The organism is Agromyces sp. Leaf222, from assembly GCF_001421565.1.
In the GTDB taxonomy this organism is placed as follows: Bacteria; Actinomycetota; Actinomycetes; order Actinomycetales; family Microbacteriaceae; genus Agromyces.
Genome location: NZ_LMKQ01000001.1, coordinates 2,579,398 through 2,602,334, shown reverse-complemented (window position 1 = coordinate 2,602,334; position 22,937 = coordinate 2,579,398). Strand labels below are relative to the sequence as shown.

The window sequence follows — 22,937 nt, the reverse complement described above, 5'->3', positions numbered from 1 at the left end:
TGAGCATTCGTCAATACCTCGGATGACATTCACAGGAACAAGTGAGGGGTTGTACAGAACTCCTCGGCAGACTGGCGACTTCGCCCGGGCGCCCCCGCGTCCGTGGAACGCCAAGCAAGGCTCGAAGCGCCCCCCGGTGCGACGACGCCGCCCAGGTGAAAGACATGCAGAACGAGACTTCTTCCCCCAGCACGACCCAGATTTCCCCCGGCACGAACCCCACGAGCACTGAGACCGAGCCGACCCTCCGCGGTCGTCGGGCGAGCGGACCCTTCCGGCGCTTCCGCACTCCGATCCTCACCGCGGGCGCCATCATCGCCGTCGGAGCCCTCGTCGGCACCGGATACGCCGTGCAGGGCGAGGCCACGGCCAAGGCCCAGCGCGTCTCGGAGACCGCTGCGCTCGCGCTGGCCGCAGAGCGCGACTCGCGACAGGGTCTCGCCGTCGACCACGGCGCCGTGCTCGACGTGCGCGCCGACAAGCAGGCGAAGGACACCCTGACGGTCGCCGGCAAGGCCATCGCCGCGGCGAAGGGCAAGGCCGACGCCTCCGCGCTCGCCACCACCGTCGCCGCACTCGACTCCTACGAGCTGCTGAGCCCGAGCAAGGTCTTCGAGCTCGTCGGCACGACGCAGAAGCAGACCGCCCAGGTCACCAAGGCCGTCGCCGAGGCAGACCGCGTCGCCGCCGAGAAGGCCGCCGCCGAAGCGGCCGCCAAGGCGAAGGCCGAGGCAGAGGCCGCCGCCCGCGAGGCCGCAGAGGCCGAGGCCGACTCCGGCTCCTCGTCCGGATCGTCCGACTTCGCCGCCCCGAGCGCCCCCTCGAACCCGAGCGAGGCCCAGGCCATCGCACGCGACATGATGGCCGCCCGCTACGGCTGGGGCGAAGACCAGTTCGGCTGCCTCGTCGCCCTCTGGAACCGCGAGTCCGGCTGGAACGTCTACGCCTCCAACCCCAGCGGCGCCTACGGCATCCCGCAGGCCCTCCCCGGCAGCAAGATGTCGTCGGCCGGCGCCGACTGGGCCAGCAACCCCGCCACGCAGATCTCGTGGGGCCTCGGCTACATCGCCGACCGCTACGGCAGCGCCTGCGGTGCCTGGAGCACCTCGGAGTCGCAGGGCTGGTACTGAGCCCTCCGCCCCCGCATCGATGGCGCCCGAGCTCCGGCTCGGGCGCCGTCGTCGTCTCCGGGGTTGAGGCTGCATGAGCGGCGCTCGTCTTCGGATGCCGCCGGCGGGCGCAGCCGGCCCCCGCATCGCATCCGGCGCGCCCGGAGTCAAGCGCCTGCGCGCGGCATCCGCTCTCGATAGCCTGACCGCATGGGTGGCGAGATCAAGGAGCCCGAGCGGTTGCCGGAGCAGACGGGCTTCATGGCGCGCATGAACGCGCTGATCGCGTGGGCCATGGCGCGCAAGCCCGTGCGCGCCTACCTGCGCTACATGAAGGTCCACGGCCCGGCGCTCGCCGACAGCGTCACCTACCGAACGCTCTTCTCGGTGTTCGCCGGCGTGTTCCTGGGGTTCGCGATCGCCGGCATCTGGCTCGCCGGCAACCAGCAGGCGATGGACGCGCTCGTCGAGACCGTCGAGAAGGCCATTCCGGGGCTGATCGGCGAGGGCGCGCTCATCGACCCCGACGACCTCGTGCAACCCGTGACGCTGAGCATCGCCGGCGCGATCGCGCTCATCGGTCTCGTCACCGCGATGATCGGCGCCATCGGCTCGCTGCGCGTCGCGATCCGCCGGATCGGCGGGCAGCCCGACCCGCAGACCTTCTTCCTCTGGACGATGCTGCGCGACCTCCTGCTGGCGATCGGGTTCGGCGCCCTGCTCGTCGGGGCCGCCGCGATCACGTTCTTCAGCACCGCCGCGCTCGACATGCTCTTCGGCTGGCTCGGCCTCTCGCGCAGCGCCGAGGGCTACACGTTCCTCACGGGAGCGGTCGCCGTGCTGGTGATCTTCGCCATCGACACCGTCGTCGTCGCCGGCATGTTCCTCGTGCTCTCGGGCGTGCGCCCGAATGCGGGAACGCTGTGGGTCGGCGCCCTGATCGGCGGTGCCGGGCTCACGGTGCTGCAGGAGCTCTCGGGCCTCTTCGTCGGCGGCGCGACCTCCAACCCGCTGCTGGCCTCGTTCGGCTCGCTCATCGCCCTGCTGCTCTGGCTGAACCTCTCGTCCCAGGTCATCCTCATCGCGGCGGCCTACATCATCACGGGCGTCGAAGATCGGCGCGATCGCGAATGGGGGCGCGAGCGGGATCGCGTGCTCGAGCGTGTGCGTGCCGATGAGCAGCGGTCGAGCGGCGGTCGTGCGACGCGTCGTCGCGCCCGAGGCGACGGGTTCGCCGACGGACTCCCCGACGGGAGGCCGCGCAGCTCGATCGTGCTGCGCGTCGTGCGCGGCCTGGTCGCGCCGCTCACGCGGACACGGGTGTTCCGCGCGATCGCCCCGGTGCTGCTGCCGCCGATCGAGGCGGTCATCGGCTGGACTACGGGCGGGCGCGTTCAGCTCAGCGCGCTCCTGGTGCCCTCCCTCGTGCTCCACACGGTCGGCGCCAAGACGGGGGAGCCACGCGACACGCCGCTCATGTACACGCCCGACGGGCATGGACGCGCGATCGTCGCCGGCACGACCTTCGCGATGGCGCGGCATCCGGGGTGGACCTACAACCTGCTTCGCCGGCCGGATGCCGCGATCACCGTGCGCGGTCGCGAACTGGCGGTGCGCGCCTCGCTCATCGACGCCGATGCCGAGCGCGAGGCGGCGTGGGCGCTCATCGAGGCGCAGTGGCCCGGCTATCGGGCCTACGAGCGCGACTCGGGGCGCGTGGTGCGGTTGTTCCGGCTGCAGCCGGTGCCGAACGAGGTCGCTCCGGGGGCGTGACGTCGTGAGCGCGACGTTGCGCCGGCACTTCGGCCACGAGGTCGCACAGGTGTCCTGCAGTGCGCGGTCCTACGATTGACGCATGACCGGACGACGGCCCAGTGAGCCCATCTACAGCACGGCGATCGTCGTCGGCCGCGGCCTCTTCGGCGCGCTGCGACTCAAGCGCCGGGTCACGGGCATCGAGCACGTGCCGACCACGGGGGGTGCCGTGCTCGCGATGACGCATTTCGGCTACCTCGAGTTCGCCCTCGTCGAATGGGTCACCTGGCTCGGCAACCGCCGTCGCATCCGCTTCATGGCGAAGCAGAGCGTGTTCGACAAGCCGGTCGTCGGCGCCCTCATGCGCAGCATGCGGCACATCTCGGTCGACATGAAGGCCGGGGCCGCAGCGTATGCGAAGGCCGTCGAGGCGCTTCGCAGCGGCGAACTGCTCGGCGTGTTCCCCGAGGCGGGCGTGAGCGCCTCGTTCACGGTCCGCGACCTGAAGACCGGCGCGGCCAGGCTCGCCGCCGAGGCGGGGGTGCCGATCATCCCGGTCGCCGTGTGGGGCGGGCACCGCCTGCTCACCAAGCGTCACAAGGTCGGCTTCTCCGAGCGGTTCGGGGTGCCCGTGAGCTTCGCGTTCGGGGCGCCCATCTCGGTGGGCGCCGACGAGGAGCCGCACATCGCGACCGAACGCCTGAAGGTCCGCCTGCAGGAGCTCGTCGATCGCGTCCAGCGCGAGTACCCGGTCGACGGCACCGGGCAGTGGTGGCAGCCGAAGCACCTCGGCGGCACGGCCCCGACCCCAGAGGAGGCGGCCGCGGCCGATGCCGCGCGTGACCTCGCCCGCGATGCGCGCCGAACCGAGGCCTGACCGACCGACAGGCCGACCCGAGACATCCTCGACACTTCGTCGTAGGCTTGAGGCATGTGCAGGAACATCCACACCCTCCACAACTTCGAGCCCGCCGCGTCGAACGACGAGGTGCACGCCGCGGCGCTGCAGTACGTGCGCAAGGTGAGCGGATCGACGAAGCCCTCCAAGGCGAATGCCGAGGCCTTCGAGCGCGCCGTCGCCGAGATCGCGCACATCACGCAGCACCTGCTCGACGACCTCGTCACGAGCGCGCCGCCGAAGAACCGGGAGGTCGAGGCGCAGAAGGCCCGCGAGCGCTCGGCCGGGCGGTACGCGGCCGCGTGAGTCGGTGCTGCGCGCGTGATCCGGCGCGGCGCGATCGTCTGATCGGTCGGGCCTCGCGGCGCGTCGGCGGGGTGCAGTAGCGTCGCTGGCATGGCAGGCGACGCGGCACAGCTCATCGTTCCCTCACCTGACGGCGAGCGCCAGATGCGCGTCTCGTCGCCATCGCGCGTGCTCTGGCCCGAGGTCGGCATCACCAAGCTCGAGCTCGCCGAGTACCTCGTCGCCGTCGGCGGGCCGTTCATCGAGGCCAACGGCGGCCGCCCGGTCTCGCTGCAGCGGTTCCCCGAGGGCATCGACGGCGAACAGTTCTTCTCGAAGAACCCGCCCCGCGGGGCGCCCGAATGGCTGCGATCGGTGACGGTCACGTACCCCAGCGGCCGCCGGCATGCGCAGGTCGTGCTCGACGAACCGGCCGGCGCCGTCTGGGCGGCGCAGATGAACACGATCGTGTTCCACCCCTGGGCGTCGCGAGCGGCGAACACCGACAACCCCGACCAGCTGCGCATCGACCTCGATCCCCAGCCGGGCACCGGCTTCGCCGAGGCGGTGCCGATCGCGCTCGTGCTGCGCGACCTGCTCGGCGAGGTCGGCCTCACGGCGTACGTGAAGACCTCGGGCAGCCGTGGCATCCACGTGTTCGCGCCCATCGAGCCCGAGCACGAGTTCCTCGATGTGCGGCACGCGGTCATCGCCCTCGGCCGCGAGCTCGAACGGCGCCTGCCCGAGCAGGTCACGACCAACTGGTGGAAGGAGGAGCGCGGCGACCGCATCTTCATCGACTACAACCAGGCCAATCGCGATCGCACCATGGCCGGCGCGTACAGTCCGCGTCCGCTGCCGCACGCGCCCGTCTCCTGTCCGCTCGAGTGGAGCGAGCTCGAGTCCACCGACCCGACCGCGCACACGATCCGCACGCTGCCGCAGCGGCTCGCCGAGGTGGGCGACCCGTGGGCGGGCATGCACGACCACCCGGGCCGCATCGACACGCTCCTCGACTGGTGGCAGCGCGACCTCGACGACGGCCTCGGGGAGCTGCCGTTCCCGCCCGACTTCCCGAAGATGCCCGGCGAGCCCATGCGCGTGCAGCCGAGCCGGGCGAAGCGCGACGACTGAGGGCGCGGCCCCGGGCGCAGCCTGCAGTCGCCTCCGCCGGACGGCCGACAGTGCGGCCGGACCGGTCTGCGCCGGATCGGGCCACAGCGGGGCAGCGGCGATCGAGCGGGTCAGGCGCCGCCGCCCGCCAGGTCCACGACGTCGGCATACGACGGAATCTCGCCGTCTCCGTGCTCCCTCGAGCCGAGCGCACCGGCCACGGCATCGTCGATCGCGCCCAGGGCGGCCCGCAAGAGGAGCGAGCCGGTGCTCACCCGCGCAACGCCGCAGGCCGCGAGCTCGCCGAATCCGACGCCGGGCTGCACGAGCACGTTGAGCGGAGCGCCCACGCGCGAGGCGAGCCTGGCGATGACCTCCAACGGAAGCGCGCCGGGCACGAACACCCCAGAGGCGCCGGCCCTCACGTACCGGCGCGCGCGTTCGAAGGCCGTCGCCTCGCGTTCGGCGACGGTGCCGCCGGCCTCGATCCAGAAGGCGTCGGTGCGGGCGTTCACGAACAGCTCGGGGGCTGCCGCCCGGATCGCCGCCACCTTCGTCGCCGCGAGCACTGGGTCGATCAAGCTGCCGGACGCGTCGGAGTCCTCGACGTTCACGCCGAGCACGCCCAGTTCAGCGAGTCGGCGGGTGTAGTCGCCTACTTCGTCGGGATCGTCGGAGAATCCGGACTCGATGTCGACGGTGACGCCGATGCCGGCGGCGGTCAGGTCCTGGGCCAGCCGCATCGTCGCGTCGGCCGCCTCGCCCGAGCCGTCGCGCAGTCCGTTCGCGATCGCGACGCCCAGGCTCGTCGTGCCGATCGCGTCGTGCCCGCGCGCGACCAGCCACCTGGCGGATGCACCGTCCCACGCGTTTGGCAGCAGCAGGGGGTTTCCGGGGCGATGCCGCGAGGCGAACTCGGCCGGGGTGATCAACGCCGGCTCCCGACGGCCGCCCCGCGCGTGATCGCCGGCTCCGGCCCTCGGAGTCCGTCGACGACGGCCGCGGCGATCGCCAGCGCGTGCGCCGGGGCCGGGCACGAGCGCGGTCCGGCGCCGAACGCGAGCGACCCCTCGGGTTCCTCCGCATCGTCGCCGCGACCGCCCTCGCACTCGGCCGCACCGAGCCGGAGCACCATGAGCGTGCCGTCTCGACGGAGGCGCCGGGTCGACGGAACCGGGGCATCGTGACGCAGTGTCCGCGCGAGCGCGGCGCGGGTCGTGAGGCCGGGATCCGCCTTGATCGAGCGGAGCGCGCCGTCGATCAACGCCGACGTCGCGAGGTGCGCCTGCACGAGGAGCTGCACGGCGAGTGCCGGATCCCGCCCGGGTGCGGCGTCGAGCGCACGTTCCGACGCGGCATCGGCGACGTCGAACCCTGCTCCCGGGGTCGCGCCGGTCGCATAGACCTCGGCGATCTCCGCGATGAGCGTCGGCAGTTCGTCGGGGGCGTCGAACCCGAGGTGCTCGGCGAGGGTCGCCACCGGGACGATCCGAGTGATGCCGGAGGCCGCCGAACCCCGAGCGTCGTGGGTCCGGCGGCTCGCCGTGCGAGCGAGGTCCTCTGGATCCAGCGCCGCGAGCCGTTGCTCGAGCCGCGCCCGGCGCAGGTCGTGCACGACGCCGTTCACGAAGCGGGATGTCGCGGCGCGCAGCCGTTCCGTCGCCGTCGCGGATGCGGCATCCGCTTCGGGAACGCGTTGAACGGGGTCGGCGAGGATGCGCCGCACCTCGCGGGGATCGGTGATGGTGACGTCCATGCTCCGACGCTATGCCCGTGAAGGTTCGTCCGGCGGCGAAACGTCGTCGGCGTACGCTGGCCACGTGAACGGCGATGCTGACCTCTCCCACCCCGCCAGGCTCATGGGCGAACCGGCCAGGGCGGCGATGCTCGTGGCCCTCCTCGACGGCGGGTCGCGGCCGGCGAGCGAGCTCGCGGGCATCGCCGGCGTGCGTCCGCCGACGGCGAGCGCCCACCTCGCGCAACTCGTCGACGGCGGCCTGCTGGTGGATCGCCGCATCGGTCGGCACCGGTACTTCGAGCTCGCCGACGCGAGCGTCGCCGACGCGGTCGAGGCACTGCAGCGCATCGCGCCGCGGAGGCCCGTGACCTCGCTCCGCCAGTCCACCACGGCCGTGCGGCTCGCCGAGTTCCGCACCTGTTACGACCACCTGGCCGGACGGGTGGCGCTCGTCATCGCCGATGCGCTCGTGCATGAGGGATCGGTGGCGCCGCTCGCCGCCGGCCGCGTCGGCGAGATCACCGGCATCGGTCCGCTCGCGCGGCGGCTCGGCGTCGAGGGTGAGGGCGACGGCGACCTCGTCGCACCGCAGGGTCGGCGCCCGCTGGTGCGCGGATGCCTCGACTGGACCGAGCGTCGGCCGCACGTCGCCGGGGCGGTCGGCGCCGGCATCCGCCGCACGTTCCTCGATCGCGGCTGGGCGGTCGGCCTCCCGCACGATCGATCGCTCAAGCTGACCGACGCCGGACGCGCGGTGCTCGCCGACCTCGGCTGACGGCAGTAGGGCGGGCGCGTCAGATCGCGATCGGCCTGCCCGTCACGGGCCCGACGGGCGCGCCGTGCAGCTCCCGGTGCAGGCGTTCCATGCGGGCGTCGAGCTCCGACGCCGTGCGCGCGGCATCCGTGAGGTCGTCGAGGAGCTCGGCCGGCACCTGGCGGTCGTACTTGTAGTAGATCTTGTGCTCGAGGCTGGCCCAGAAGTCCATGGCGATGGTGCGCACCTGCACCTCGACCGGCACGAGGTGGGTGCCCGTCGAGAGGAACACCGGCACCTCGACGATGAGGTGCAGGCTCTGGTAGCCGTTCGCCTTCGGCTCGGCGATGTAGTCCTTCTTCTTGAGCACCCGGATGTCGCCCTGGGCGGTGAGCAGTTCGGCGACGCGGTACACGTCGGAGACGAAGCTGCAGGTCACGCGCACCCCGGCGATGTCGGTGATCGTCTCGCGGATCGAGTCGAACGTCGGGTCGATGCCCTTGCGCTCGAGCTTCTCGATGACGCTGTCGAGGCTCTTCAGGCGGCTCGAGATGTGCTCGATCGGGTTGTAGGCGTGCGTCTGCCCGAACTCCTCGCGAAGGATCGAGAGCTTGGTGATGACCTCGTCCATGCCGAACTTGTAGCGGAGCATGAAGCGCTCGGTCTCGTCGCGCAGGGTTCGCATCTCTTCGAGCGTGCTGCCATCGATGCCCTCGATCGCGCGCTGGGCCCGCTCGGTGAGGCCTCGTCCGCTGGCGTCGTGGTCGGCGGTGGGTTGGATCGCAGTCACGAGATCCACCGTACGAGGCGAACCTCTGCATTGCCTTTGACCGGGGCTAGGCTCGGCCCATGACGACCTGGACCACCGTCGCCGTCGGCGTGCACCAGCGCCGGGGCGGCCCGTTCGACCTGTCCGTCGTGGTCGTCGAGGGCGCCGACGGCATCCTCGTGGTCGACGCAGGCGCCGATCCCGGTGAGGGGGCCGAGATCCTGGCCGACATCCGTGCTCGGTTCGACCGGCCGCTGCTGGGCCTGGTGAACACCCACGCGCATTTCGACCACACCTTCGGCAACCAGGCGTTCCGTTCCGGGGCGGCGGAGGTCGCGATCCACGGTCATGCCGCGATCGCACGCCACTTCGAACGCTACGAGGCGCCCCGGCTCGCCGCCTGGCGCCTCGATCCGTCGCGGGAGCCCGGGCGGGCGTGGGCCGACGTGGAGCTCGTACCGCCCACGCATCCCGTCGCGGCGCCAGTCGACCTCGACCTCGGAGGGCGCACCGTGCGGCTCCTCCCGCAACCGCCCGCGCACAGCGACACCGACCTCGTGCTGTACGTCCCCGACGTGCGGGTGTGGGTGCTCGGCGACCTCGTCGAGGAGTCCGGGCCGCCGATGTACGGGTCGGGCTCCTATCCGCTCACCTGGCCCGACGTGCTCCTCGCCCTCGCCGCTGGCCTGCGCGGCGACGACCCCGTCGTGCCGGGGCACGGCGCGGTCGTCGATCGCGTCTTCGTCGAACGACAGGCGGGCGTGCTGCGCGCGATCGCCGATCGGCTCGTCGAAGCCCACGGTCGAGGCCTGCCCGCCGAGGAGGTGCTCGCCGCGTACGCCGACTGGCCGCTCCCGCCCGAAGGACTCGCGGGTGCCGTCGAGCGCGCCTCTCTCGCGCTCGACGGGGGTCCGCTCGACGAGGGCGGCGTCCGCGACGCGTAAGACCACCGTCGCACGTCGAACCGTCGAACCCTCGTGCCGTCGTGCCGGCCCGCCGTTCAGTCGACGGCGGCCACGTACGACCAGCGCCCGCCCTCGCGCAGGAACGAGCTGATCTCCTGCTGGATGCCGCGCTCGCCGTCGTGCCGGTAGTAGGCGGCGAACTCGACCACGCCGGTGCGCTCGAGGGGGCCGCCCTGCTCGGTGCGCAGGATGTCGAGGCGCGTCCAGCGGATCGTCTGATCGAGGTCGAGTTCGTCGGGCCGGGTCGACGCATGCCAGGTCGCGAGCAGGTACCGGTCGTCGGCGATCGCGAACGCCGTGAACCGCGAGCGCATGAGCTGCACGGCGGTCGGAGCGGGCAGCCCGTCGACGATCCAGCGGCCGCAGCACTCGCCGAACGTGAGGCCGCTCGTGCACGGACAACGGTTGCCTGCAGGGGGGAACTCAGGGGATTCGGAGGTTTGCGGCATCCCCCCAGTATTCACGGGGCAGGGCGGGGTGCGGTCATGCTCCGCACAGGCAGAAGTGAGGATCCGTCCAGAATCGCCCGGCAGAGTGTGTGCCTTGTGCCCGAGCTCGGCGAGCACGTCCCCCGATTCCCCCGATTTCCGAGCGCTCAGGATTCATGCGCCCCTTCTCGAATGCAACGTCAGAACGCTCGAATACCACCCCCGAACCCAGCCCCACCCGGCGCGGAAACCGCGCTCGCCGCATCGGCCGCCAGCGTCTCATCGCCGTCGGCGCCGTGGCCGCCCTCGGGCTCGTCGTCGGCACCGGCTTCGCCGTGCAGGACGCGGTGAAGACGCAGGAGCGCATCGACGCGACCGCGCAGCTCACGCAGGCCACCGGCCTCAGCCGCGACGGACTCGGCGTCTACAGCGGCATCGCCGCGGCGAAGGCCGAGTCGCAGGCGGAGGACACGATCACGCTCGCCCAGGCGACCCTCGCGGCCGCCGACGGCAAGGTCGATGCGACGGGCCTGCAGGCCTCCGTCGCGTCGCTGAGCGACTACGAGGTCATCCCGACCGAGGACATCGTCGACCTCACGAAGCAGACCAAGGCCGAGGCCGCGAAGACCGCGGCCGCGACCAAGGCCTACGACGAGGAGCAGCAGCGCGCCGCGGCGAAGGCCGCCGCCGAGGCCGCACAGGTGCTCGCCGCCGCGAACACCCCCGAGGGTGCCCGCCAGACCGCGCGATCGCTCGCCGCATCCATGTACGGCTGGGGCGACGACCAGTTCCAGTGCCTCGAGAGCCTGTGGGCGAAGGAGTCGGGCTGGTCGTACACGGCCTACAACGCCTCGAGCGGCGCCACCGGCATCCCGCAGTCGCTGCCCGGCAGCAAGATGGCCACCGCCGGCGCCGACTGGGAGACGAACGCCGCGACCCAGATCAAGTGGGGCCTCGGCTACATCAGCGGGTCGTACGGCTCGCCGTGCAGCGCCTGGTCCCACTCCCAGTCGATGAACTGGTACTGATCCCCGGTCGGACTCCGAAGGCCGCGCGGGCCCGGCTCGACGCCGGCCACGCACCCTCACTGCTCCGCTCGTCGCACGCCGCTCAGGTCGTGCGCGGGCGGAGCAGTTCCGTTCGCTCGGGGTGGCGGTCGAACCACTCGGCGACGTACCAGCAGCTGGGCACGATGTGCCGGGCGGATGTCGCCTCGACGTCGTCGACCGCGAAGGCCACGAGCTCGCCGGCGAGCCCAGACCCCCGATGGCGTGGATTCGTGAACGCACGTGTCATCGCGATGGCGTCGCCGAGCACGCGGTAGTCGAGCACGCTCGCGACCTCGTCGCCGAGGCGCAGCACGTAGCGGTCGGCATCGGGTTCGTGCGTGAATTCCTTGTTCATCAGGCCTCCCTGCCGCGGAGCTTCTCGAGGTCGCGTCGTTCGCGCTTGGTCGGTCTTCCGGCCCCGCGGTCGCGAACGGGCACGATGGCGACGCTCTCGCGCGGCGGGGGCGGGGGAGTGCGGTCCTCGACCGCCGTCGCCGCGATCGTCGCCGAGACGCGCTTCACGAGCGTCTGCCGCACGACGAGCTGACGGTCGAAGCCCTCGATCCTGACGCGCACCTCGTCACCCGGTCGCACGGACTGCGCGGCCTTCGCCCGCTCGCCGTTGACCCGCACGTGACCGGCACGGCACGCGGCCGTCGCGGCCGAGCGCGTCTTGTACTGCCGAACGGCCCACAGCCACGCGTCGATGCGCACGGGGGAGTCGGAGAGCGGCGTCGGCATGCGGCAAGCCTACGCGCGCTCCGAACGCCTACGCGCGAACGGCCGCCCACCAGATGAGCAGCATCGTCACGAGGAATCCGACCGCGTAGTTCAGGGCGATGAAGTGCCGCCAGCCGCGGTTCGCCTCGCCGGAGTGCGCGTCGTCGATCGACCGGAACGGCCACACGACCACGAGGTAGGGCACGGCGAGCACGGCCCCGAGCGGCCCGGGCCACTCGGTCGCGAGCATGAGCAGTCCGGCGAGCGCCCAGAGCGCGAGCGCGACGCGCACGGTCGCCCGAGCGCCGAACGCGGTCGCGATCGACGCGATGCCGGCCTCCCGGTCGGGCACGACGTCCTGCACGGCGCCGAACGCATGGCTCGCCATGCCCCAGCAGAAGAACGCCGTGAGCAGCGCGGCGAGCTGGGGCGTCGCCACCGCTCCCGCGACCGCGAGTCCGTAGATCGCCGGGCTCACGAAGTGGAAGCTCGAGGTGATCGAGTCGAGCACCGGCCGCTCCTTGAAGCGCAACCCGGGCACGGAGTACGCGAAGACCGCGAAGAGACTCACGGCGAGCACGAACCAGGACCACGGATGCCCCGCGCCCGCCGACCACAGCATCACGACGAGGCACGGGGCGGCCGTGGCGATGCCCGCCCAGACCACCGTGCGATGCAGCGACGGGTCGAGCAGCGCGCCCTCGGCGCCGCCCTTGCGGGGATTGCGCAGGTCGGACTCGTAGTCGAACACGTCGTTCACGCCGTACATCAGCAGGTTGTACGGCACGAGGAAGAAGAGCGTGCCGACGACGAACGTGACGTCGACGGTGCCCGCGGTCAGCAGGTACGCGGCCGCGAACGGGAACGCCGTGTTGATCCAGCTGATCGGTCGCGACGAGACGAGCACCTGCGCGACGCGCGAACCCATCGACGCGCTCGGCACCGCGGTCACGAGGTCGACCCATCGGTGCGACGCGTTCCGCGCGAGCCGCGCCGTCGAGACGCCACGAGCGTCCACACCGCCGGCACCAGCAGCACCGCGGCGATCGGGTAGGCGAAGTCCTCGACGGGTGCGAGGCCGATCGTCGCACCGAGCCTCGTGCCCTCGGCGTAGCCGAACAGTCCGGCCGAGATCATCACCGTGTCGAAGACGGCGGTCAGCGCCAGCAGCACCACCGCGGCGATCGCCACGGCGAGGGCTCGACGGGCACGGGTGCCGGCCGGCATCCGACGAAGGGAGATCACGGCCACGATCGCCGAGACCAGCAGGAACGGGATGCAGATCAGCAGGTAGGTCACGCGCGGACCTCCGGCGCGGCATCCGCCCCTCGACCAGCGGCGCCGCCCGACCCGCCCGACGCGCCCGTGCTCGCCGCGGGCGCCGCACGCTCGTCGGCGACGTGGTCGGTCGGTCGCCTGCCCGCGAGCAGGCGCTCGGCTCCGAGCACCGCGACGAGCGAGAGGTAGCAGAGGAACGCGAGGAACACCGGCTCCTCGATCGGCAGATCGGGGGCGAGCAGCACGCCGGTCGCCCAGACCGACTCGCCGCGGAAGAACACGCCGAAGCCGATGCCGACGAGGTCCCAGACGAGCAGCAGCGCGGTGCCGGTGCCGACGGCCACCGCGGCGGCGACCGGGTGCCGCCAGAACGCGAGTCGCCATCTCGCATCCATGAGCGCCATCGCCCCGATCGAGACGAGGAGCGCAGCCAGATAGACGAAGCCGGTCATCCGGTCATCCTCGCAGGCGGAGTCGAACCCGCGGGGAGGGAATCGCCCGACTCCGGCAGCGGTCCGTACGACCGGTCGCCCCGCACGCGCTTCACGACGTTCTCCGCGCTGATGAGGCACATCGGCAGGCCGACACCAGGCACGCTCGACCCGCCGGCATAGAGCAGGCCGCGCACGCGGCGCGATCGGTTCGAACCGCGCAGGAACGCGCTCTGCCGCAGGGTGTGCGCCGGCCCGAGGGCTCCACCCCGCCAGGAGTTGAGGTCGGCCGCGAAGTCGGCAGGGCCCACGGTGCGCCGCACCACGATGCGCGAGGCGAGATCCGCCGTGCCCGTCGCCTCGGCGATCCGGGCGATCGCCCGGTCGGCCGCGGCCTCGACGAGGCGGTCGCCCCGGCCGTCCTCGCCGCCGCATCCGATCGAGACGTCGGCGGGCACCGGCACCAGCACGAAGAGGTTCGTGTCGCCGGGAGGGGCGACCGTGGCATCCGTCGCACTCGGCATGCAGACGTAGAACGAGGCGGGATCGGGCACCGACGGGTTCGAGCCGAAGATGCGGCCGAAGTTCTCGCGCCAGTCCTCGGTGAAGAAGAGGGTGTGGTGCGCGAGACCCTGCACCTCGCCGCGCACGCCGAGCATCGCGAGCACCGCGCCCGGCCCCGACGTGCGGCGATCCCACCACCGCTCGGGGTAGGTGCGGGCATGGGCCGGCAGCAGCTCGGTCTCGGTGTGGTGCAGGTCGGCGGCCGAGACGACCCGGTGCGCCGGCACCCGTCGCACGGAGCCCGATGCCTCGCGGAACCGCACGCCCGTGACCGACGGCTCGGCGTCCCCGGTGATCTCGATCTGCTCGACACGGGCGTTGCACACGATCTCGACACCCGCGTCGGCCGCGATCGAGGTGATCGCCTCGATGAGCTTCGAGAACCCGCCCTGCGGGTAGAACACGCCCTGCTCGAGGTCCATGTGGCTCATCAGGTGGTACATCGCGGGCGTCATCGACGGCGACGAGCCGAGGAACACCGCCGGGTAGCCGAGCACCTGCCGCAGCCGACGGTCGTGCACCGCGCGCGCCGCGAAGCGCTCGAGCGGCGTCGTCAGCAGGCCGGCCAGCCGCACCCCGCCCTTGAGCACCTCGGGTGCGAGCATGCCGCGCACGCCGTCGAAGTTCGTGTAGAGGAAGCGTCGGCGTGCAATGTCGTAGGTCGACGCCGCGGAGTCGAGGTAGCGCTCGAGCGCCGCCCCCGCGCCGGGCTCCACCGACTCGAACAGCGCGACGTTCTCGGCCCGCGTCGCGCGGATGTCGATCGCGTCGTCGTACCCGTCGGCGTACACGCGATAGCCGGGGTCGAGCTTCGTGAGCGTCAGCTGCTGCTCGGCACTCGTGCCGAACAGCCGGAAGAAGTGCTCGAACACCTCCGGCATCAGGTACCACGAGGGGCCGGTGTCGAACCGGAAGCCGTCGCGACTCCACGTGCCGGCGCGCCCGCCGACCACGGGGGAGGCCTCGAGCAGGGTGACCCGGTGCCCGTCGCGCGCGAGCAGCGCGGCCGTCGCGAGCCCGGCGATGCCGCCGCCGATCACCGCGATGCGCTCAGAGCCGTCGATCATCGACGTCCCCCTGAGGCGAGCATCGAGCGTGCGACGATCGCGAGCTTCGTCGCGTCGGGAACGCGGATGCGCGTCGTCATCAGGCGTTCGGCCGGCGTGGCCCGGCAACGGGCCGCGAGCCCGGCGAACAGTCCGTGTGCAGAGAGCACCGCCCCGCGCGCGCGGCGCGGCAGCTCGGGGATCGATCGGCCCGCGAGGTCGAGGTCGCGGTCGATGTCGTCGAGGATCCTGACCTTGTCGGCCTCGGTGAAGGCCTCCGGGTCGCACCACGGGAAGTAGTTGCGGCCGAGCGTGCGCCAGTCGGTCTCGAGGTCGCGCAGGAAGTTGATCTTCTGGAACGCGGCGCCGAGGTGCGTGGCCCCGAGTTCGAGTCGGCGGCGCCGTTCGAGGTCGGCCTGCGCGGTCGGCCCGGCGGCCACGCCCTGGTCGTCGGGCCGCGCCCGCCCTGACGCCTCGACGGCCAGGAACACGGCCAGGCACATGAGCCCGACGACCTCGGCCGAGCCGTGGATGTACGGGCCCACCTCGTCGGCCCGGATCGGGCTCGGGTCGAGGTCGCGCCGCATCGATGCGAAGAACGGGCGCGTCAGGCCCACGTCGATGCCGACGGCCGTCGCCGTCGTCGCGAACGCGTGCACGACGAGGTTGGTCGAGAAGCCGCGCCGAATCGCCAGCTCGGTCTCCGCCTCGAGCGCGTCGAGCGCGGTGAGGATCTCGTCGGCACCGAGGCCCGCGGCCGCAGCGGTGCCGTCGACGAGTTCGTCGGCAACCCGAACCAACGCATAGATCGATCGGATGCCGCGCCGCGACGGGGCATCGAGCAGGCGCGCCGCGGCGCCGAACGAGGTCGAGTACCGGCTGATCACCGTCGCCGCGCTCGCCGCGGCCGCATCGTCGTAGCGCTCGAGCAGCTCCGCACCCGAGGAGGACGGCGGGCGATCCGTCGTCTCGCGCTTCGTCGGGTCCACGGCGCGGCTCATCGGGCGCGCTCCACCGCTCGCCTGGCGATCGCGCCGAGTTCGGCGGCGAGCTCCGGCGGAAGGTCGGCCGTGTCGAGTTCGTAGCGGGCGAGGGTCACGTGCTCCTCGGCGAGCTCGAGGGCGGCGTCGAGGGCGCCGCAGCGGCGCAGGAGCTCGCGCAGTTCGTGGGCCTCGGCGTCGTCGAGCGACGGGTCGCCGAGCCCGACGGCGATGCGCGGCCACTCCGCGGTGGTCGCGGCGTGCGCGATGAGCGCCGTCCGCTTGCCCTCGCGCAGGTCGGATGCCACGGACTTGCCGGTGACGGCGGGGTCGCCGAACACGCCGAGCACGTCGTCGGTGATCTGGAACGCGATGCCGATGAAGCGCCCGTAGCGCTCGAGCGCGGCGATCGAGGACTCCGGTGCACCTGCGAGCACCGCGCCGGCGGCCAGCGGGCACTCGAAGGAGTACACCGCGGTCTTCTGCTCGAGCGTGGCGAGCACGCGCGGCATGCTCGTCGGCTCGGAGGCTCCGGCGTTCACGACATCGGCGAGTTCGCCGGCCGCGGAGACGAAGACGGCCCGGTCGAGGATGTCGAGCAGGCGCTCGCGGCGTTCGGCGTCGATCTGCAGCAGGGCGATCGCGCGGTGGGCGAGGCTCAGCGCGAGATCGCCGGCGAGCACCGAGGCCGTCTCGCCCCAGATGGCGCTCGTGCGTTCGTCGGTGCCGCTGCGCAGCGCACGGGCGGCGAACCTGGCGGTGATGTTCGGGTCGCCGCGCCGAACGGTGTCGCGGTCGATCACGTCGTCGTGGATGAGGAACGCCGTGTGCAGCAGCTCGAACGCGACCGCGACACGGGTGGCCAGGCGCGTGTCGACGCCGCCGAGGCCGTGGTACGCGAGCCGCACGAGCTGCGGCCGGATGCGCTTTCCGCCCGAGCTCTGCCGCGCGAGCGAGGTCCAGAGCGCGGCGTAGTGCGGATCGAGGTCGCCGGCACGACGGTGCGCGTCGGCGAAGATCGCACCGAGCTCGTGCTCGAGTTCGGTGTCGGCCGCGGCCGACGCGGAGGCGAGGTCAGTCACGGTAGAGCTCCAGGTGCACGGCCTGCAGTCCGAGCCACGGGCTGAACGCCCACGGAGCGGCCTCGATGGCGCGCTTGAGCTCGTCGGGCCGCACCCAGCGGTACTCGACGACCTCGCGCGGGTTGGGGTCGGGCTCGCCCGAGACGGTCGCGATGTACACCGGGCAGATCTCGTTCTCGACGGTGCCGTCGGCGTCGATCGCGCGGTAGCGGAAGGTCGGCAGCGCGAGCTCGAGCGAATCGAGTTCGAGGCCGAGCTCGAACTCGGCCCGGCGCCGAACGGCGGCGGTGAGCGGCTCGGAGGGTCGCGGGTGTCCGCAGAACGAGTTGGTCCAGACGCCCGCCCATGCCTGCTTCGTCAGGGCGCGCCGCGTGACCAGCACTTCACCGGCGGGGTTCAGCACGTGGCAGGAGAACGCGAGGTGCAGTGCGGTGTCGGGGCCGTGGGCCGCGCTCTTGGGCGCGGTGCCGATCGGGGTTCCGAGATCGTCGAGCAGCACGACGTCGTCGTCGATCAGGTCGATGGCGGTGGTCATCTGGCCTCCCATATTCGCTAACCGAGTTAGTGAATGTGACGTTACCATTGCAGCGTGGCCGACGGAACAATCGAAAGTTCGAGTGTGGAGCGCTACTGGTACGACGCAGACGACGACCAGACCGTGGCGGTCCTCGAGGCGGTGCGCCGACACCGCGCCGCCGAGGTCGAGATGCGCCGCCGCCTGCGCGCCGACATGGACATGGGCGACACGGATGCCGCCGCCCTGCGCTGGATCGTCGCAGAGCAGCAGGCCGGCCGCCCTCCGACGAGCGCGGGGCTGGCGCGCGAGCTCGGCGTCACGACCGCCGCGACGGCGAAGATCGTCGCCAGGCTCGTCGCGAGCGGCGACCTCGCGCGCGAACCCCATCCGACCGACGGGCGCGTGCTGCTCCTGCGCGCGATGCCCGATGCGCATGCACGACTCCGGCGCACGCTCGGCCCGATGCATCAGCGCATGCGGCAGGTGGCGGGGTCCTTCGACCCCGCCGAGCAGCGCGTGATCATCCGGTTCCTCGGCGACCTCGCCGACGCGATCGCGCCACCGGGCGTCACGGAGTGAGCCGTCACCGGCATCCGTGGGCCATGCTGGTGGCATGAGCGGAGCGAGCGGAGACGGCTGGGTCGAGGGGCCTGACGGGGCGCGGTACTGGGGGCGCTACGGCGCGGCCGGGCTGCTCGTCGTCAGCGCCGATCGCGAGGTCCTGCTGCAGCACCGCGCCGAGTGGAGCCACTTCGGCGGCACCTGGGGCATGCCGGGCGGTGCTCGCCACGAGCACGAGACCGCGCGCGAGGCCGCGTTCCGCGAAGCGGGCGAAGAGGCCGGCGTTCCCGCAGACGCGCTCGCCGTGCGGTTCTCGAGCGTGCTCGACCTCGGCTACTGGTCGTACACGACCGTCGTCGCCACGGCCGAGCGCCGGTTCGAGCCGCTCATCGGCGACCCCGAGTCCATCACGGTCGCCTGGACGCCCATCGACGAGGTCGACGCGCTCCCGTTGCACCCCCGGTTCGCCGAGGCATGGCCCGGCCTTCGAGCGAGGCTCTGACGAATCGAGGCCGTCAGCGTCCGGCGGTGACGGATGCCCCGGCTCGCGCCGGGCGAGGGAACCACGGCACGATCGGCGAGACGCGAGCCCGGTACTCGTCGTAGCCGGGGTGGCGTCCGCGCGAGATCGACTCCGTGAACACCGTCGAGCCGATGAACAGGAGCGTGAGCAGCACGGCGCCTGCGAGGGTCCAGTGCAGCCAGACACCGGTCGCGGCGACCGCGAAGCCGAAGAAGACCCACCACTGCGCCTGCTCGAAGAAGAAGTTCGGATGCCGCGACACGGCGAACAGCCCGGACTGCAGGAATCCGGGGGTCGGCGTGCGTCCCGCCGCTCGCTCGGCCGCCTTCCACCGGTGGAACCGCCACTGCTGCTCGTCGGCCACGGTCTCGCCGACGAGGAACGCGATGAACACGACGGCGAGCACGAGATCCCACGCGCCGAGCGGCGAACCGGCCGACTCGGCGACCGTGAGCGCCGGCAGCGTGATCAGCAGGATCAGCGCGTTCTGGTAGATCGAGATGAAGAAGAGGTTGAAGGCCTCGAACGCCGCCCGGGGCATCCGCTCGCGAAGGACCGCCCAGCGATAGTCCTCGCCACCCGGCCGGTAGCCGCCCTTCCGTGCGAAGTTGAACGTGAGGCGCACGCCCCACGCCGTCACGAGCACGGCCATGAGCACGAGGCGAGCGTCGAATCCGGCCGAGACCGCGAACACCCAGACGTACGCGATCGGCGCGATCGACCAGATGCGATCGACCCATGAATGCTCGTTGGTGATGAGCGAGAGGATCCAGGTTGCAGCGGTGATCGCGGCGCAGAGCACCAGACACACGGCGAGGGCAGTCATGGCTGGATTCTAGGGGTCGATAGGATCGCCATGTGGCTGGGCGGAGCGCGGGGGCGGTCGGATCGCAGGTGTGGACGATTCCGAACGTCCTCAGCATGCTCAGACTCGTGCTCGTGCCGTTCTTCCTCTGGGCCGTCGTGGCCGGCGAGTACGTCACGGCGCTCGTGGTCCTCGTCGCCGCCAGCCTCACCGACCTGCTCGACGGCTACCTCGCGAGACGCCTCGACCAGATCACGCGCCTCGGGCAGCTGCTCGACCCCGCGGCCGACCGCCTCTACATCTTCGCCGCGCTCGTCGGGCTCGCCGCGAACTCGCTCGTGCCGTGGTGGATCGTCATCGTCATCGTCGCGCGCGACGTCTTCCTGCTGATCCTCGGGGTGGTGCTCGCCAACCACGGCTACGGCCCGCTGCCCGTGCACCAGCTCGGCAAGGTCGCCACGTTCGCCCTCTTCTTCGGGTTGCCGGTCATCATGCTCGGCCTCGCGTTCCCGGCAGTGCAGCCGGTCAGCGCGCCGATCGGATGGGCCATCACGATCTGGGGCGCCTTCCTCTACTGGTGGGCCGGCATCATCTATGCGATCGAGACCGCACGAGTCATCCGGATTCCACTGGTGGCGGATGGGTCCCGATCGGATACGCTTGAACAGGGAGGCTAGCGTGGCGGATACCGACATTTCACAGGCTGGCGGCGCCGAGGGCGGCCGCACAGCGACGAACGGCGAGTTCGGAGACAGCAGCACGGCCGGAACGACCATCGGCTTCAGCCGAGAGGCCGCCGCGCAGCTGTCGATCGTCGATGCCGACATCTCGGCCGAAGAGCAGGAGGCGATCGCGGCGCTGCCGTCTGGCTCGGCGTTGCTCATCGTTCGGCGTGGGCCGAACAGCGGGGCGCGATTCCTGCTCGACACCGACGTGACGACCGTCGGCCGTCATCCCGACGCCGACATCTTCCTCGACGACGTCACGGTCTCGCGCCGGCACGCCGAGTTCGTGCGGCACCGCACGGCGTTCGAGGTGAAAGACCTCTCGTCGCTGAACGGCACGTACTTCGACGGGGTGCGCATCGAGACCGCGCTGCTCAGCGATGGAGCCGAGGTGCAGATCGGCAAGTTCCGCCTCACGTTCTACGCATCGCGCCGCGACCTGGCGCCGCTGGCGAGCAGCTAGTGTCGGGCCACGCCGCCGTCACGCACGCGAGCGGCTCGGCCCCCCTGCTCGGCATCGGCCAGGTGCTCGCGCGCCTGCAACCCGAGTTCCCCGACCTGACGCCGTCGAAGTTGCGATTCCTCGAGGAGCAGCGACTCGTCTCTCCGGCGCGCACGGCCGCCGGGTACCGCAAGTTCTCGACGGCAGACGTCGAACGCATCACGCTGGTGCTCTCGATGCAGCGCGACCACTACCTGCCGCTGAAGGTCATCCGGGCGCACCTCGAGTCCGTCGACGCGGGGGAGACGCCCGCGCTGCCCGGCGCGACCGACGCCAGCGGGTTCCTCGGAGCACGTCGATTCTCGCGAGACGAGCTCATCGCGACGGCGAAGGCGCCGCGGGGGCTCCTTGACGAGGCGGTCTCCGCGTCGCTCATGACCCCCGCCGAGCCCTACGACGATGAGGACCTCGAGGTGCTGCGCTCGCTCGTCGCCCTGCGCGACGTGGGCATCGAGCCGCGCCATCTCAAGGCGATGAGGGCCGCGGCCGAGCGCGATGCGGCACTCATCGATCGGGCGCTGGCCCCCTCGAGGCGGTCGGATGCCGCGGGCAAGGCGCGCGTCTCCGAGCATGCCGCAGAGCTCGCCGCCCGACTCGAATGCGTGCGAGCAGAGGTCGTGCGCACGACGCTCGCCAAGCTCGCCCGCTGAGCTCCGCCCCGACGCGTTCGCGACACGCCGTGACGTTCGGCCGGATGTGTTTGGTCGCACCCGCTCCGCTCGGTAGCGTGGACGATGCCCCGACGGGGTGACAGGACGACAGTGAGGGGATCGCATGAGTGAGCTCGACCGGAGCGCGCGCGATCGATACGACCTCGGACTCCTCTTCACCGACGGAATGCCCGAGCACGAAGACGGCACCGGCTATCGCGGCGCGGTCGCCGCCGGCGCCGCCGGCATCAGCTATCGCCAACTCGACTACTGGGCGCGAACGCAACTCGTCGAGCCGACGGTGCGCGGTGCAGCCGGCTCCGGGTCTCAGCGGCTGTACGGCTTCCGCGACATCCTGGTGCTGAAGCTCGTGAAGCGACTGCTCGACACGGGCATCTCACTGCAGCAGATCCGCACGGCCGTCACGCAGCTGCGCGAGTCGGGCGTCGAGGATCTCGCGCAGACCACGCTCATGAGCGATGGCGCGAGCGTGTACCTCTGCACTTCAGACGACGAGGTCATCGACCTCGTGAACCGCGGACAGGGCGTCTTCGGCATCGCCGTCGGCAAGGTGCTCCGCGAGGTCGAGAACTCGCTGGTCGAGCTCGACACGCAGTCGGCAGACCCCATGGACGAGCTGGCCGCCCGTCGCGGCGCGAAGTCCCGCCGCATCTCCTGAGCCTTCGGATCCCACGCGCCCGGGTCGTCGCGACGCGGGCGGCGATGTCGGCTCGCCTGATCGCTTCCTGCCCGCCGCGAGGACGCTGGATCAGGCGCCCCGAGCGTGCGCGCCCCGAATCGTGACCGGCGCGCGATCGCGCACGGCTCAGACCGTGGGGGTCTCGAGCTCGTACGGAGCTGCTGCGTAGTCGCCGATGTGCGCCGTGCGCAGCACGCGCTCGAGCAGCTGGTCGAAGTTCGCCGACATCTCCTCGGCCGACTCGCCGGGCCACATGTGCAGCGGCTTGGCGGCACCCTGGGCCTGCTGCAGGGACGTGCGCTCGGGCAGCTGGGGCGAGAGCACCAGCGGGCCGAACATGTCGCGGAGCTCCTTGATGCGGAACTGGTGCTCGAGCGACTGCACGCGTGCGCGGTTGACGATGATGCCGAGCGGCTGCAGGCGGGGGGAGAGGCCCCTGCGGATCTCCTCGATGGCGCGAAGGGCGCGATCGGCGGCGGCGACCGAGAACAGGCCGGGCTCGGTGACGACGGCGACGCGATCGCTCGCGGCCCAGGCGGTGCGCGTGAGCGCGTTCAGCGAGGGCGCGCAGTCGATGAGCACGAGCTCGTAGTCGGACTCGACGTTCGCGAGCGCCTCCTCGAGCTTCCAGATGTCGCGGATCGAGGGGTGCGGGCCGTCGAAGTTGATGGCCGACGGGCTGCCGATCATGACGTCGATCGTGGACTGCGGGTTGGACCTCGCCCAGCCGCTCGGGGCGATCGCCGAACGGACGATCTTCTCCTTGGGGGAGGCGAGCACGTCGGCCACGTTCAGGTGACCGGCGACCTGGATGTCCATGCCGGTGGACACGTCGGACTGCGGATCGAGGTCGACGACGAGGGTCCGGACGCCGCGGGCGAAGGCCGCCGACGCCAGCCCGAGCGTGACGGTCGTCTTCCCGACACCGCCCTTGAGGGAACTGACGCTGAGTACGTGCACGAACAGATACGCTACCTCTATTGCTTGGGC

Annotated in this window: 29 protein-coding genes; 14 read left to right on the top strand and 15 right to left on the bottom strand. The window is 71.7% G+C overall.

Going from position 1 to position 22,937, the window contains the following annotated elements; translation table 11 throughout:
• The first annotated feature begins 164 nt into the window (after window positions 1-164).
• The 5 genes from ASE68_RS11600 to ligD all read left to right on the top strand — a co-directional run bounded on the left by ASE68_RS11600 (window position 165) and on the right by ligD (window position 5,181).
• The gene (locus tag ASE68_RS11600; RefSeq protein WP_157421621.1) at window positions 165-1,130 is read left to right on the top strand and encodes a transglycosylase SLT domain-containing protein; all 966 of its coding nucleotides are present in this window, start codon (window positions 165-167) and stop codon (window positions 1,128-1,130) included.
• Between the two features lie 189 nt (window positions 1,131-1,319).
• On the top strand, window positions 1,320-2,882 hold the full coding sequence (locus ASE68_RS11595; protein WP_235480843.1) for a YhjD/YihY/BrkB family envelope integrity protein: 1,563 nt from the start codon (window positions 1,320-1,322) through the stop codon (window positions 2,880-2,882).
• Window positions 2,883-2,964: 82 nt separating this feature from the next.
• Window positions 2,965-3,741 carry a 1-acyl-sn-glycerol-3-phosphate acyltransferase gene (locus ASE68_RS11585; protein ID WP_055858625.1) on the top strand — a complete coding sequence of 259 codons (777 nt, stop codon included), beginning with the start codon at window positions 2,965-2,967 and terminating at the stop codon, window positions 3,739-3,741.
• A gap of 54 nt (window positions 3,742-3,795) precedes the next feature.
• The gene (locus ASE68_RS11580) at window positions 3,796-4,068 is read left to right on the top strand and encodes a DUF2277 domain-containing protein (protein ID WP_055858622.1); all 273 of its coding nucleotides are present in this window, start codon (window positions 3,796-3,798) and stop codon (window positions 4,066-4,068) included.
• Between the two features lie 90 nt (window positions 4,069-4,158).
• On the top strand, window positions 4,159-5,181 hold the full coding sequence (ligD, locus tag ASE68_RS11575; RefSeq protein WP_055858619.1) for a non-homologous end-joining DNA ligase: 1,023 nt from the start codon (window positions 4,159-4,161) through the stop codon (window positions 5,179-5,181).
• A gap of 110 nt (window positions 5,182-5,291) precedes the next feature.
• On the opposite strand, the gene ASE68_RS11570 is transcribed toward ligD, so the two are convergent.
• Both ASE68_RS11570 and ASE68_RS11565 read right to left on the bottom strand, forming a co-directional pair.
• Complete coding sequence (locus ASE68_RS11570; RefSeq protein WP_200921703.1) at window positions 5,292-6,092, bottom strand: isocitrate lyase/phosphoenolpyruvate mutase family protein; 801 nt, start codon at window positions 6,090-6,092, stop codon at window positions 5,292-5,294.
• Window positions 6,089-6,916 carry a hypothetical protein gene (locus tag ASE68_RS11565; protein ID WP_055858616.1) on the bottom strand — a complete coding sequence of 276 codons (828 nt, stop codon included), beginning with the start codon at window positions 6,914-6,916 and terminating at the stop codon, window positions 6,089-6,091. Before ASE68_RS11565 ends, ASE68_RS11570 begins: the two co-directional genes overlap by 4 nt.
• A 64-nt stretch (window positions 6,917-6,980) precedes the next feature.
• On the opposite strand from ASE68_RS11565, the gene ASE68_RS11560 reads away from it, so the two are divergent.
• The gene (locus tag ASE68_RS11560; protein ID WP_055858613.1) at window positions 6,981-7,673 is read left to right on the top strand and encodes a helix-turn-helix transcriptional regulator; all 693 of its coding nucleotides are present in this window, start codon (window positions 6,981-6,983) and stop codon (window positions 7,671-7,673) included.
• Window positions 7,674-7,692: 19 nt separating this feature from the next.
• Here the strand turns inward: ASE68_RS11560 and ASE68_RS11555 are convergent, their stop codons facing one another.
• Window positions 7,693-8,337 carry a GTP pyrophosphokinase family protein gene (locus tag ASE68_RS11555; RefSeq protein ID WP_082462365.1) on the bottom strand — a complete coding sequence of 215 codons (645 nt, stop codon included), beginning with the start codon at window positions 8,335-8,337 and terminating at the stop codon, window positions 7,693-7,695.
• A 164-nt stretch (window positions 8,338-8,501) separates the two neighbouring features.
• On the opposite strand from ASE68_RS11555, the gene ASE68_RS11550 reads away from it, so the two are divergent.
• Complete coding sequence (locus ASE68_RS11550) at window positions 8,502-9,365, top strand: MBL fold metallo-hydrolase (protein ID WP_055858610.1); 864 nt, start codon at window positions 8,502-8,504, stop codon at window positions 9,363-9,365.
• Window positions 9,366-9,421: 56 nt separating this feature from the next.
• Here the strand turns inward: ASE68_RS11550 and ASE68_RS11545 are convergent, their stop codons facing one another.
• Complete coding sequence (locus ASE68_RS11545) at window positions 9,422-9,835, bottom strand: YchJ family protein (protein ID WP_055858606.1); 414 nt, start codon at window positions 9,833-9,835, stop codon at window positions 9,422-9,424.
• 275 nt (window positions 9,836-10,110) lie between these two features.
• Here ASE68_RS11545 and ASE68_RS20550 point away from each other — a divergent pair, with 275 nt between their 5' ends.
• Entirely contained in the window at window positions 10,111-10,842 is a 732-nt protein-coding gene (locus ASE68_RS20550) for a hypothetical protein (protein ID WP_235480842.1), read from the top strand.
• Between the two features lie 82 nt (window positions 10,843-10,924).
• On the opposite strand, the gene ASE68_RS11535 is transcribed toward ASE68_RS20550, so the two are convergent.
• From ASE68_RS11535 to idi, 9 genes are read right to left on the bottom strand one after another with little or no spacing between them, the layout of a single operon-like run.
• Window positions 10,925-11,218 carry a GNAT family N-acetyltransferase gene (locus ASE68_RS11535; protein WP_055858600.1) on the bottom strand — a complete coding sequence of 98 codons (294 nt, stop codon included), beginning with the start codon at window positions 11,216-11,218 and terminating at the stop codon, window positions 10,925-10,927.
• Window positions 11,218-11,604 (bottom strand): RNA-binding S4 domain-containing protein, encoded by a 387-nt coding sequence (locus ASE68_RS11530; protein ID WP_055858597.1) that lies wholly within the window; start codon window positions 11,602-11,604, stop codon window positions 11,218-11,220. Before ASE68_RS11530 ends, ASE68_RS11535 begins: the two co-directional genes overlap by 1 nt.
• 28 nt (window positions 11,605-11,632) lie before the next feature.
• The gene (locus ASE68_RS11525; RefSeq protein ID WP_055861230.1) at window positions 11,633-12,511 is read right to left on the bottom strand and encodes a prenyltransferase; all 879 of its coding nucleotides are present in this window, start codon (window positions 12,509-12,511) and stop codon (window positions 11,633-11,635) included.
• A gap of 20 nt (window positions 12,512-12,531) precedes the next feature.
• Window positions 12,532-12,882: a lycopene cyclase domain-containing protein gene (locus tag ASE68_RS11520; protein WP_055858594.1), complete on the bottom strand. Its 351-nt coding sequence runs from the start codon at window positions 12,880-12,882 to the stop codon at window positions 12,532-12,534.
• On the bottom strand, window positions 12,879-13,313 hold the full coding sequence (locus tag ASE68_RS11515) for a lycopene cyclase domain-containing protein (RefSeq protein ID WP_082462194.1): 435 nt from the start codon (window positions 13,311-13,313) through the stop codon (window positions 12,879-12,881). Before ASE68_RS11515 ends, ASE68_RS11520 begins: the two co-directional genes overlap by 4 nt.
• A complete protein-coding gene (gene crtI / locus ASE68_RS11510) occupies window positions 13,310-14,923 on the bottom strand; it encodes a phytoene desaturase family protein (RefSeq protein ID WP_055858591.1) in 1,614 nt (537 codons plus the stop codon). The genes ASE68_RS11515 and crtI overlap by 4 nt, the downstream gene beginning before the upstream one ends.
• Window positions 14,920-15,903 (bottom strand): squalene/phytoene synthase family protein, encoded by a 984-nt coding sequence (locus ASE68_RS11505; protein ID WP_055858589.1) that lies wholly within the window; start codon window positions 15,901-15,903, stop codon window positions 14,920-14,922. Before ASE68_RS11505 ends, crtI begins: the two co-directional genes overlap by 4 nt.
• On the bottom strand, window positions 15,900-16,964 hold the full coding sequence (locus ASE68_RS11500) for a polyprenyl synthetase family protein (protein ID WP_055858587.1): 1,065 nt from the start codon (window positions 16,962-16,964) through the stop codon (window positions 15,900-15,902). Before ASE68_RS11500 ends, ASE68_RS11505 begins: the two co-directional genes overlap by 4 nt.
• Window positions 16,957-17,499: an isopentenyl-diphosphate Delta-isomerase gene (gene idi, locus ASE68_RS11495; RefSeq protein WP_200921702.1), complete on the bottom strand. Its 543-nt coding sequence runs from the start codon at window positions 17,497-17,499 to the stop codon at window positions 16,957-16,959. The genes ASE68_RS11500 and idi overlap by 8 nt, the downstream gene beginning before the upstream one ends.
• Before the next feature lie 54 nt (window positions 17,500-17,553).
• On the opposite strand from idi, the gene ASE68_RS11490 reads away from it, so the two are divergent.
• Window positions 17,554-18,060, top strand: a complete 507-nt coding sequence (locus ASE68_RS11490; protein WP_157421620.1) for a MarR family winged helix-turn-helix transcriptional regulator — start codon at window positions 17,554-17,556, stop codon at window positions 18,058-18,060.
• Between the two features lie 34 nt (window positions 18,061-18,094).
• Window positions 18,095-18,544: an NUDIX domain-containing protein gene (locus ASE68_RS11485; protein ID WP_055858580.1), complete on the top strand. Its 450-nt coding sequence runs from the start codon at window positions 18,095-18,097 to the stop codon at window positions 18,542-18,544.
• Window positions 18,545-18,557: 13 nt separating this feature from the next.
• Here ASE68_RS11485 and ASE68_RS11480 read toward each other — a convergent pair whose 3' ends face one another.
• The gene (locus tag ASE68_RS11480; RefSeq protein WP_055858577.1) at window positions 18,558-19,391 is read right to left on the bottom strand and encodes a DUF1295 domain-containing protein; all 834 of its coding nucleotides are present in this window, start codon (window positions 19,389-19,391) and stop codon (window positions 18,558-18,560) included.
• A gap of 32 nt (window positions 19,392-19,423) precedes the next feature.
• On the opposite strand from ASE68_RS11480, the gene ASE68_RS11475 reads away from it, so the two are divergent.
• From ASE68_RS11475 to ASE68_RS11460, 4 genes are all read left to right on the top strand, one after another.
• Window positions 19,424-20,047 carry a CDP-alcohol phosphatidyltransferase family protein gene (locus tag ASE68_RS11475; protein WP_055858573.1) on the top strand — a complete coding sequence of 208 codons (624 nt, stop codon included), beginning with the start codon at window positions 19,424-19,426 and terminating at the stop codon, window positions 20,045-20,047.
• A gap of 1 nt (window position 20,048) precedes the next feature.
• On the top strand, window positions 20,049-20,558 hold the full coding sequence (locus ASE68_RS11470; protein WP_369800078.1) for an FHA domain-containing protein: 510 nt from the start codon (window positions 20,049-20,051) through the stop codon (window positions 20,556-20,558).
• Window positions 20,558-21,247, top strand: coding sequence for a MerR family transcriptional regulator (locus ASE68_RS11465; protein ID WP_055858570.1), 690 nt, complete (start codon window positions 20,558-20,560; stop codon window positions 21,245-21,247). Before ASE68_RS11470 ends, ASE68_RS11465 begins: the two co-directional genes overlap by 1 nt.
• 124 nt (window positions 21,248-21,371) lie before the next feature.
• Window positions 21,372-21,926 carry a MerR family transcriptional regulator gene (locus ASE68_RS11460; protein WP_055858566.1) on the top strand — a complete coding sequence of 185 codons (555 nt, stop codon included), beginning with the start codon at window positions 21,372-21,374 and terminating at the stop codon, window positions 21,924-21,926.
• A 147-nt stretch (window positions 21,927-22,073) separates the two neighbouring features.
• Here the strand turns inward: ASE68_RS11460 and ASE68_RS11455 are convergent, their stop codons facing one another.
• Entirely contained in the window at window positions 22,074-22,907 is an 834-nt protein-coding gene (locus ASE68_RS11455) for a ParA family protein (RefSeq protein WP_055858563.1), read from the bottom strand.
• Between the last annotated feature and the right edge of the window lie 30 nt (window positions 22,908-22,937).

What these genes read in the sequence shown, in the direction of transcription:
- ASE68_RS11600 (WP_157421621.1), top strand. Translation starts at nt 165, where the DNA reads ATGCAGAACGAGACTTCTTCCCCCAGCACGACCCAGATTTCCCCCGGC.
- ASE68_RS11595 (WP_235480843.1), top strand. Translation starts at nt 1,320, where the DNA reads ATGGGTGGCGAGATCAAGGAGCCCGAGCGGTTGCCGGAGCAGACGGGC.
- ASE68_RS11585 (WP_055858625.1), top strand. Translation starts at nt 2,965, where the DNA reads ATGACCGGACGACGGCCCAGTGAGCCCATCTACAGCACGGCGATCGTC.
- ASE68_RS11580 (WP_055858622.1), top strand. Translation starts at nt 3,796, where the DNA reads ATGTGCAGGAACATCCACACCCTCCACAACTTCGAGCCCGCCGCGTCG.
- ligD (WP_055858619.1), top strand. Translation starts at nt 4,159, where the DNA reads ATGGCAGGCGACGCGGCACAGCTCATCGTTCCCTCACCTGACGGCGAG.
- ASE68_RS11565 (WP_055858616.1), bottom strand. Translation starts at nt 6,916, where the DNA reads ATGGACGTCACCATCACCGATCCCCGCGAGGTGCGGCGCATCCTCGCC.
- ASE68_RS11555 (WP_082462365.1), bottom strand. Translation starts at nt 8,337, where the DNA reads ATGCGAACCCTGCGCGACGAGACCGAGCGCTTCATGCTCCGCTACAAG.
- ASE68_RS11550 (WP_055858610.1), top strand. Translation starts at nt 8,502, where the DNA reads ATGACGACCTGGACCACCGTCGCCGTCGGCGTGCACCAGCGCCGGGGC.
- ASE68_RS11545 (WP_055858606.1), bottom strand. Translation starts at nt 9,835, where the DNA reads ATGCCGCAAACCTCCGAATCCCCTGAGTTCCCCCCTGCAGGCAACCGT.
- ASE68_RS11535 (WP_055858600.1), bottom strand. Translation starts at nt 11,218, where the DNA reads ATGAACAAGGAATTCACGCACGAACCCGATGCCGACCGCTACGTGCTG.
- ASE68_RS11530 (WP_055858597.1), bottom strand. Translation starts at nt 11,604, where the DNA reads ATGCCGACGCCGCTCTCCGACTCCCCCGTGCGCATCGACGCGTGGCTG.
- ASE68_RS11525 (WP_055861230.1), bottom strand. Translation starts at nt 12,511, where the DNA reads ATGGGTTCGCGCGTCGCGCAGGTGCTCGTCTCGTCGCGACCGATCAGC.
- ASE68_RS11515 (WP_082462194.1), bottom strand. Translation starts at nt 13,313, where the DNA reads ATGACCGGCTTCGTCTATCTGGCTGCGCTCCTCGTCTCGATCGGGGCG.
- crtI (WP_055858591.1), bottom strand. Translation starts at nt 14,923, where the DNA reads ATGATCGACGGCTCTGAGCGCATCGCGGTGATCGGCGGCGGCATCGCC.
- ASE68_RS11505 (WP_055858589.1), bottom strand. Translation starts at nt 15,903, where the DNA reads ATGAGCCGCGCCGTGGACCCGACGAAGCGCGAGACGACGGATCGCCCG.
- idi (WP_200921702.1), bottom strand. Translation starts at nt 17,499, where the DNA reads ATGACCACCGCCATCGACCTGATCGACGACGACGTCGTGCTGCTCGAC.
- ASE68_RS11485 (WP_055858580.1), top strand. Translation starts at nt 18,095, where the DNA reads ATGAGCGGAGCGAGCGGAGACGGCTGGGTCGAGGGGCCTGACGGGGCG.
- ASE68_RS11480 (WP_055858577.1), bottom strand. Translation starts at nt 19,391, where the DNA reads ATGACTGCCCTCGCCGTGTGTCTGGTGCTCTGCGCCGCGATCACCGCT.
- ASE68_RS11460 (WP_055858566.1), top strand. Translation starts at nt 21,372, where the DNA reads ATGAGTGAGCTCGACCGGAGCGCGCGCGATCGATACGACCTCGGACTC.